Annotated in this window: 8 protein-coding genes; 4 read left to right on the forward strand and 4 right to left on the reverse strand. The window is 41.4% G+C overall.

Annotated elements, in window-relative coordinates:
• Window positions 1–74 precede the first annotated feature (74 nt).
• On the reverse strand, window positions 75–383 hold the full coding sequence (locus tag P5683_RS20675; protein ID WP_006624800.1) for a hypothetical protein: 309 nt from the start codon (window positions 381–383) through the stop codon (window positions 75–77).
• 169 nt (window positions 384–552) lie between these two features.
• On the opposite strand from P5683_RS20675, the gene P5683_RS20680 reads away from it, so the two are divergent.
• The 4 genes from P5683_RS20680 to P5683_RS20695 all read left to right on the forward strand — a co-directional run bounded on the left by P5683_RS20680 (window position 553) and on the right by P5683_RS20695 (window position 5,199).
• Window positions 553–1,257, forward strand: a complete 705-nt coding sequence (locus P5683_RS20680) for a PDC sensor domain-containing protein (RefSeq protein WP_006668139.1) — start codon at window positions 553–555, stop codon at window positions 1,255–1,257.
• A 394-nt stretch (window positions 1,258–1,651) separates the two neighbouring features.
• Entirely contained in the window at window positions 1,652–2,077 is a 426-nt protein-coding gene (locus P5683_RS20685; RefSeq protein WP_157234541.1) for a histidine kinase dimerization/phospho-acceptor domain-containing protein, read from the forward strand.
• Between the two features lie 33 nt (window positions 2,078–2,110).
• The gene (locus P5683_RS20690; protein WP_006624804.1) at window positions 2,111–3,343 is read left to right on the forward strand and encodes an ATP-binding protein; all 1,233 of its coding nucleotides are present in this window, start codon (window positions 2,111–2,113) and stop codon (window positions 3,341–3,343) included.
• Complete coding sequence (locus P5683_RS20695; protein WP_006624805.1) at window positions 3,340–5,199, forward strand: EAL domain-containing response regulator; 1,860 nt, start codon at window positions 3,340–3,342, stop codon at window positions 5,197–5,199. Before P5683_RS20690 ends, P5683_RS20695 begins: the two co-directional genes overlap by 4 nt.
• 26 nt (window positions 5,200–5,225) lie before the next feature.
• Here P5683_RS20695 and dtd read toward each other — a convergent pair whose 3' ends face one another.
• From dtd to lpxA, 3 genes are all read right to left on the reverse strand, one after another.
• Window positions 5,226–5,684 (reverse strand): D-aminoacyl-tRNA deacylase, encoded by a 459-nt coding sequence (gene dtd, locus P5683_RS20700; RefSeq protein ID WP_006624807.1) that lies wholly within the window; start codon window positions 5,682–5,684, stop codon window positions 5,226–5,228.
• A 66-nt stretch (window positions 5,685–5,750) separates the two neighbouring features.
• The gene (locus tag P5683_RS20705) at window positions 5,751–6,875 is read right to left on the reverse strand and encodes a GTP-binding protein (protein ID WP_006624808.1); all 1,125 of its coding nucleotides are present in this window, start codon (window positions 6,873–6,875) and stop codon (window positions 5,751–5,753) included.
• Between the two features lie 68 nt (window positions 6,876–6,943).
• On the reverse strand, window positions 6,944–7,723 hold the full coding sequence (gene lpxA / locus P5683_RS20710) for an acyl-ACP--UDP-N-acetylglucosamine O-acyltransferase (protein ID WP_006624809.1): 780 nt from the start codon (window positions 7,721–7,723) through the stop codon (window positions 6,944–6,946).
• Window positions 7,724–8,098 lie beyond the last annotated feature (375 nt).

The following is an 8,098-nucleotide window of genomic DNA, read 5'->3' on the forward strand; positions in this document are numbered from 1 at the left end:
CAAGCACGGTTTGGAATTGGAGTTGGCGAAGGTGACTTCCCTTTCGACCATAACAACGAAAGAAAATTTAGATACTACTGAGCAGGTCTCCTCCGTCGTTGCCACCGCCACAGGCTTAGGCCCAAATTTACCAGGGTTAATATTTTCTGAAGCTGTTGGATTTGGACCTCAAGACGCGAATATCGCTGTTTCAGATTAGAACTGACGACCTGTTGCTTTTCAAAAACATGGGTCGTCTGTTGCAGAACCGTATTTACCCGTCGGTCTAGTAAAAGTATCCGGCGTTCTAGGCGTTCTAGTCTATAATGAAGTCTCCAAGTCCGTCTGGCCAAAGAAAAACAGCCTATGGCAATGGTGACATTCATTAAAACAACAATCCACATTTTTCTGGTTCAGTTACATACCAGACATTATACAAGATTACTTGTTGAATTTAAACCATTTCCGGTGAATTTTGATACAATAGCAGTAGTCAAGCATCCTTAGTATTTATTCCTAGTTTTAAGTTGACTTGATGCCTGAGCAGAGCCGCAGCAGTTAACCTGCTTGGTCATGAGCATTGGTATTTGGGGAGAACCATTCAAAGTGTTCCGTAATTTTTTTGACCATTTGCCACTACAGTTTTTTCTGATTGTTCCTTTTGTCACTCAGATTTTTGTCGCTGTTGGCTTAACTGGGTGGCTGTCCTGGAGTAATGGCGATCAAGCTGTTAATGAAGCCGTCAATCAGCTTCAGGATGAAATTACTAATCGGATTGAGGATCAACTTGATCAGTTCTTGATGACTCCGAATTTGATTAATCAACTTAATCGCGATCAGGTATTATCCAATAACTTGGATTGGCAAGATGGTCAACAAATGCAAAAATTGTTTAGGAGCCAATTAGAGCATTTTGATTTAATTGACTCGATTTTTTGGGGCAGTGACACTGGTGAATTTGTCGGGTTGGCACGCATTGACGGTAAACAACCTCACTTAATGATTGCCGGAGAAAAAACTAATGGCAACATTCAATTTTTTAGCTTGGATGAATCAGGAAATCCTCTGGTAATGGTCAATGAAAAACCTGATTTTCCGGTGAAAAGTCGGACATGGTATCAGGCGGCGATCGCCTCTGGGCATGGGGTGTGGGGGGATATTTTTTCCTATCATGCCTATCCGAAAATGGCTTTAGCTGCTAGTGTAGCCGTGAGGAATCCTCAAGGGCAAATAAATAATTGGGGTATTTGTCAGCAACTTTTTTTTGGACAAAATTAGTGATTTTTTGCAATCGTTAGATGTTTGTAATTATAGTAGAATTTTGATTGTAGAAAGGTCTGGATTAGTGGTAGCTAGTTCTACAATGGCACAGCCATTTCATATTTAAAATAAACAAGCATCCCGAATATATATTGATTCTAGCCAAGATAATTTAAGCCGAGAAGTTTATAGTTTTTTAATTGGTAATTGTGGTAGTTTATTTAATATTAATTAAAGTTTTAACAAAAGGTTAATAATACATCAGGATCGCTACTTTTTACATGTTTTACCATATCAGGATAATCTAGGTTTAGATTTGTTAATTGTCGTGGTAATTCCTGAGTCGAATTTTATGGAGAGGATTCACAGTAACGCTCGTTAAACGTTGTTGTTATGTTTATTAACTTTAATTGTGGCAATTTTCCTTGGTGTTTACACTTCCCGTTGGGTCGCAGAACCGATTTTACAATTGATTAAAGCTAGTGAAGCGATCGCCAATGGAGAATTCAACCATCGAGTCGATATTAAAAAAATCAGAGAGGTCAAGAAATTATCCCAAACTTTTAACCAGATGAGCAGCCAGCTACAAGAATTATTTGAAACCCTAGAAATTCGTGTCGAACAACGGACAGCAGAACTCCGAAAAGCCAAGGAAAACGCCGAAGTTGCCAATCAAGCTAAGAGCCAATTTTTGGCTCACATGAGCCACGAACTGCGAACCCCATTAAATGCAATTCTTGGTTTTACTCAACTGATGCTGCGCCAAATTAGCTTAGAAAATAACCATAACCCGAATAATTTTAGAGAGCATCTGTGCATTATTCAACGCAGTGGGTAACATCTGCTGCAACTAATTAATGATGTCTTAGATATGTCGAAAATTGAGGCTGGTCAAATCTCCCTTAATCAGAATAACTTTGACCTGTGGAGTTTACTAGATTCTTTAGAGGAGATGTTCTCTATCAGAGCCGCAGCGGAGGGATTAAAATTAATTTTTGTGCGATCGCAGACTCTCCCCCATTATATCAAAACTGATGAAAGGAAACTGCGACAAGTGCTAATTAACTTAATCGGAAATGCCGTGAAGTTTACGGAAAGTGGCTCTGTGACTCTCCACAGCGAAGTTATTGACCCACCTAGCCAAATTGATAACCAACAGGAAGCGGAGATGGTTTTACAGTTCACAGTAGAAGACACCGGACCCGGTATTGCACCCGAAGATATAGACCAGCTTTTTGAGCCATTTATACAGACGGAAACTGGCCGAAAATATCAGCAAGGAACTGGCTTAGGTTTACCGATTAGTCAGGAATTTTTCCAGTTAATGGGGGGTGATATTTCCGTATCTAGTACACGAGGGGTCGGTAGTGTGTTTAAATTTAATATCAAGGTAAATTTAGGATACCCAGAAGAAATATCAAGCAGTCAACTCCTGGCTCAAAAGATTGTTTCCTTGGCTCCGAATCAACCGAAATATCGGATTTTGGTGGTCGATGACCGCGAAAGTAACCAACAGCTTTTGGTTAAATTCCTCATTCCTGTAGGGTTTGAGGTACTGGAAGCTGAAAACGGCCAAGAAGCGATCGCCATCTGGAATCAATGGGAACCTCATCTAATTTGGATGGATATGCGAATGCCAGTTATGGACGGCTACGAAGCCACTAAACGAATTAAATCCCATTTAAAGGGTCAAGCCACCGTGATTATTGCTCTCACCGCCAGCGCCTTTGAGGAAGAACGTGAAGTTGTCCTCTCCGCTGGATGTGATGATTTTGTCCGCAAACCTTTTGAAGAACAGATTTTGTTTGAGAAAATGGCTAAACATCTAGGTGTTCGCTATATTTATGAAAAACAGATAAGCTCTCAACCTACGCGTGTGGTTCAACATCAGCCCTTAGAGGCGAATTGTTTGATGGTGATGCCAACAGACTGGGTTGTGCAACTTCACCAGGCAGCTACTGAATTAGATGATAAGCTAGTTCTACAACTTCTTGAAGAGATTTCCGAAGACCAACTGGCATTGAAGCAGAGTTTAATTGATTTGGTTGAAAGGGTGCGGTTTGATATGATTCTTAGTTTGACCCAATCGGCATTGAAGTTATGAAATCTGATGAGGTGAATATTATTCCTGGTCATATATTAATAGTTGATGACTTTCTGGAAACCCTTAATCTTTTGACAAATTTGTTAGAAGAACGCGGTCATCAAGTCCGGCGTGCAATTAGCGGGGAAATGGTACTAATGGGAGCAAAAGCTAGTCCTCCAGACTTGATTTTGCTGGATATTAATATGCCGGGAATCAGTGGCTATGATGTTTGTAAACAACTGCAATCTGAACCAAACACACGGGGAATCCCGGTAATTTTTATTAGTGCTTTTAATGAGGTTTTTGATAAGGTTCAAGCCTTTGAGGTCGGCGGGGTTGATTATATTACTAAACCCTTTCATATTGAGGAGGTTATTGCTCGCATTGAAAATCAGATTGCTCTCAAACAGGCTCAGAAGCAAATTCAGCGCCTTAATTCTGAACTGGAACAGCGGGTTCTACAACGAACTGAAGAACTAGAGTCCGCTAATGAAGAGTTAAAAAAAATGAATAGTCTTTTAGAGAGGGAGATTCTTCATCACCAACAAACACAAAGTAAGCTGCTACACATGGCTTCCCATGATGCACTAACGGGTTTACCTAATCGTGTGTTTTTTATGGATAAATTGATGCAAGCGATATCCCAAACTAAACAAAATCCAGATTATCGCTTTGCGGTGTTATTTTTGGATTGCGATCGCTTTAAGGTCGTTAATGATTCCCTCGGACATTTAACTGGCGATCGCCTTTTAATTTCCTTAGCCAGAAGGTTGCAATTAACCTTAAAAATGTCTCCCACTAATTTGGCGAGATTTGGAGGAGATGAATTTACAATTTTACTGGAAAATATTGAGAGTCCCCAAGCCGTTACCAATATTGCTAAACGCCTACAAAAAGCCTTAACTTGGCCGTTTCAACTAGATGATCAAGACTTGTTTTTAGAGGCTAGTATTGGTATTGTTATCGGTACATCAGAATACACAGAACCCGAACAAATCTTGCGGGATGCTGATATTGCTATGTATAAGGCAAAAAGTCAAGGTCGCGGCTGCTATCGGGTTTTTGATGGCACAATGCACGATGATGCTCATCGCAGATTTCAACTAGAAAATGAACTGCGATTAGCAATAGAAAATAATCAGTTTGTCCTCAACTATCAGCCTATTATTGAACTCGCAGATGGCTCCGTCATAGGCTTTGAGGCCCTTTTGCGTTGGCATCATCCCGAACATGGCATAATTTCCCCCGCCGAATTTATTCCCATAGCTGAAGATACTGGGTTAATTATTCCTATTGGTTTATGGGTTTTAGACCAGGCGGTTAAACAGTTAAATGAGTGGCAAAAAAAAGGGTTGATTACTCACGGGTTTCGGATGAGTGTTAATTTGTCAGTTAAGCAGTTTACTCAGCCTTATTTGATTGAAGAAATCGACCGTATTCTGGTTAAAAATAACTTTCAAAGTTGTTACCTAAAGCTGGAAATAACCGAAACGGCGATCGTCGAAAATCCCGAAGCTGCTAGACAACTTTTACAACAGCTTACTCATCGCAATATCCATTTGAGTTTGGATGACTTTGGCACCGGTTATTCCTCCCTAAGTTATTTACATAGGTTTCCCGTTAACACTTTAAAAATTGACCGTTCATTTATTACTTGTATTGGCACACCTAACGAAAACCTACAAATTGTTGATGCCATTATCACCCTCGCTCATCAATTGCAAATTAGCGTAGTTGCGGAAGGTATAGAAACCGCCGAACAACTCGCTAAACTTCGCAGTTTAGGCTGTGACCAAGGACAAGGTTACTATTTTTCTAAGCCAGTGGAAAGCATCATTGCTGAGAACTTGCTCAAACAGAGAATCTTATGTTAAACTTGAAACAACTATGAGAGAATCATCTAGTTATCAGCTTCCCGTTCTAATAACAGGGTTACAGGACCATCATTTTCAATATACACATTCATCATCGCTCCAAACTCACCTGTGGCGACTTTTAACCCACTTATTCGGAGCTTTTCAATAAATAACTGATATAACTTTTCGGCAGCTTCTGGAGCCGCTGAACGCTCAAAGGATGGACGGCGGCCCTTGCGACAATCTCCGTAGAGGGTAAACTGACTCACAACTAATAATTCTCCTCCAATATCTTGCACGGATTTATCCCAACGTCCGCTATGATTATCCGGGTCGGGAAATAATCGCAAATCCAGACATTTTCTAGCCATCCAGTCTAGTTCTGCTTCTGTATCCGTCGCTGAAATACCCACCAGCAGATTTAGTCCTTGATTAATTTTACCAATAATTTGACCATTAACTGTGACCTGTGAAGATTTAACTCTTTGGATAACAACTCGCATAGGTTACTGATTGCTTAATTTGACTGAGAGGGTAGGCAACCATAGAAGGTTGCCACTACCATCTAACTACCTCGAAAAGCCTTGACCGCGAGTTGGGGAAGGTTTACAGAAACAATTTTCAACCTGAGATTTTAGGGTGGGTTTATCTAGGTTTTGACCAATTAACACCAGTTGGGTTTTTGGGGAACCTTTCCACTCATCATCATCAATGGAAAATCGCTTACCGCTGAGGTGGAAAATATGACGTTTCGGACTTTCATCAAACCAGAGAATTCCTTTAGCGCGAAATATATTAGCTGGTAATTGATTGTCTAAAAAATATTGGAATTTCCGCAGGGATAGGGGGCGATCGCTCTCAAAGGAAATCGAAGTAAACCCATCATTTTCTAGGTGGTTAGAATGATGGTCATGGTGGTGATGATGTTCGTGTTCATGGTCATGGTCATGGTCATGGTCATGGTGGTGATGATGTTCGTGTTCATGGTCATGGTCATGGTGATGATGGTCTGATTCTTCCCTGTGTTGGAAATACTTGTCAGACTCAAATAAACCCACACTGAGAATCAAAGGAAGGGGAACTTGAGAACGTTTAGTTCTGAGGATTCGAGCATCTTTTTTCATGTCTCGGAGGCGAACTTCTAGCAGATCCACATCAGCCTCATCTACCAAATCAGTTTTATTGAGGATAATAATATCCCCATAGGCGATTTGACTCTCCGCCGCTTGGCTATTAAACAAATCCAAACTAAAGTTTTCACAGTCTACCATAGTGACAATGGAATCGAGGCGAGTCATGTCTCTTAATTCCGTCCCCAGAAATGTCAAAGCCACCGGTAGCGGGTCAGCCAAACCCGTAGTTTCAACTACGATATAATCGACTTTTTCGGGGCGTTCCAGGACTTTGTAAACTGCGTTCACTAAATCTTCATTAATGGTACAACAAACACAACCATTGCTTAGTTCTACCATAGTATTATCTGAGTCGGTAGCCACAATTAACTCGTTATCAATTCCGACTTCGCCAAACTCATTAACCAAAACCGCCGTTTTTAAGCCTTGTTGGTTGGAGAGTATGTAGTTAAGAAGGGTAGTTTTACCGCTACCGAGAAAACCGGTAATAATTGTCACAGGTAAAGCGGCTTGGGGTTCGTCCATGGTCTTTTCGGGATGGGGATTGACTGCTGATTGCATAGCCCTACTGTCCAAAATGTTAGAAACTCGAGAATCTCCAGTTGTTATTTTATCGCAATTACTGAATTTTATTTAATAAATTTGCATAATCCTCTCTCGGAGGTGCGGATAAATTCGCACAATTCCCGGACTAATTCTGAGGTAAACTCAGATTCTAGTTTTTCCAGAGCTTGAGAAATATTGAGATTTGACCTATACAGGATTTTAAAGGCTTGCTGAAGTTCCCGGCGCTGTCCTTCGTTGAAGCCAGACCGTCGCAGTCCGACCACATTCAAACCCATAACGGTATTAGTGCTGAGGCTGCGGGTGATACAGAAGGGGGGAACATCTTTTTGGATAGCACAGCCGCCAGACATCATGGCTAATCGCCCAACTCTGGTAAACTGGTGAATGAGACAGTTACCGCTGATAAAAGCCCGATCGCCTACTTGGGCATATCCAGCTAATAAGGCTCCATTGGCAATAATCACGCGATCGCCTACCTTCACATTATGACCTATATGGGAGTTAGCCATCAATAGGCAATCATTACCCACCAGGGTCATTGAACCTGCCTTAGTGCCGCGATGGATAGTTACACCTTCACGGATTACACAATTATTACCTATTTTGACTGAGGATGGTTCGTCTAAGAATGCTAAATCTTGGGGTGTGTCCCCCAATACCGCCCCGGCATGAACTTGGGTGCGATCGCCTAGGGTAGTTCCACATAGAATGGTAACATGGGATGCGATCGTGCAGTGGTCGCCAATTGTCACCCCCGCTTGAATATAGCTAAGTGGTCCAATTGTTACATTCTCGCCTAATGTTGCACCCGGTTCAATTATAGCTGTGGCGTGAATCGTCATCTGTGGATAGAAGGTTTGATGGGAGACGACATAATCATACCATTACTGCTCAATTGGTGGGTGAGTTGATTTGTATCTGTCATCAATCAATGATTATCGATAGGTCTAACCCTACCAGCTAACAGCTAAACCCCGTCAATGAATAATTAATAATTAATAATTAATAATTAATAATTATCACCGCCGTAGGGTGCGTCACAGGGATAACCTATCGGGTCAACGGCCAATTTTGTTCATCTGACGCACCGCCCCTATCGTGGTCAAGAAACCCGGTTTATCAAAGAAACCGGGTTTCTAAGCAAACGGTGGGGTGAGAGAACTATAGCACAAGACAGAATACTTAGGACGTATAATGGAGAGGACGAGATGACTAAG

Origin of the sequence: Limnospira sp. PMC 1279.21, assembly GCF_032349615.1 — a bacterium.
GTDB classification, from domain to species: Bacteria; Cyanobacteriota; Cyanobacteriia; order Cyanobacteriales; family Microcoleaceae; genus Limnospira; species Limnospira fusiformis.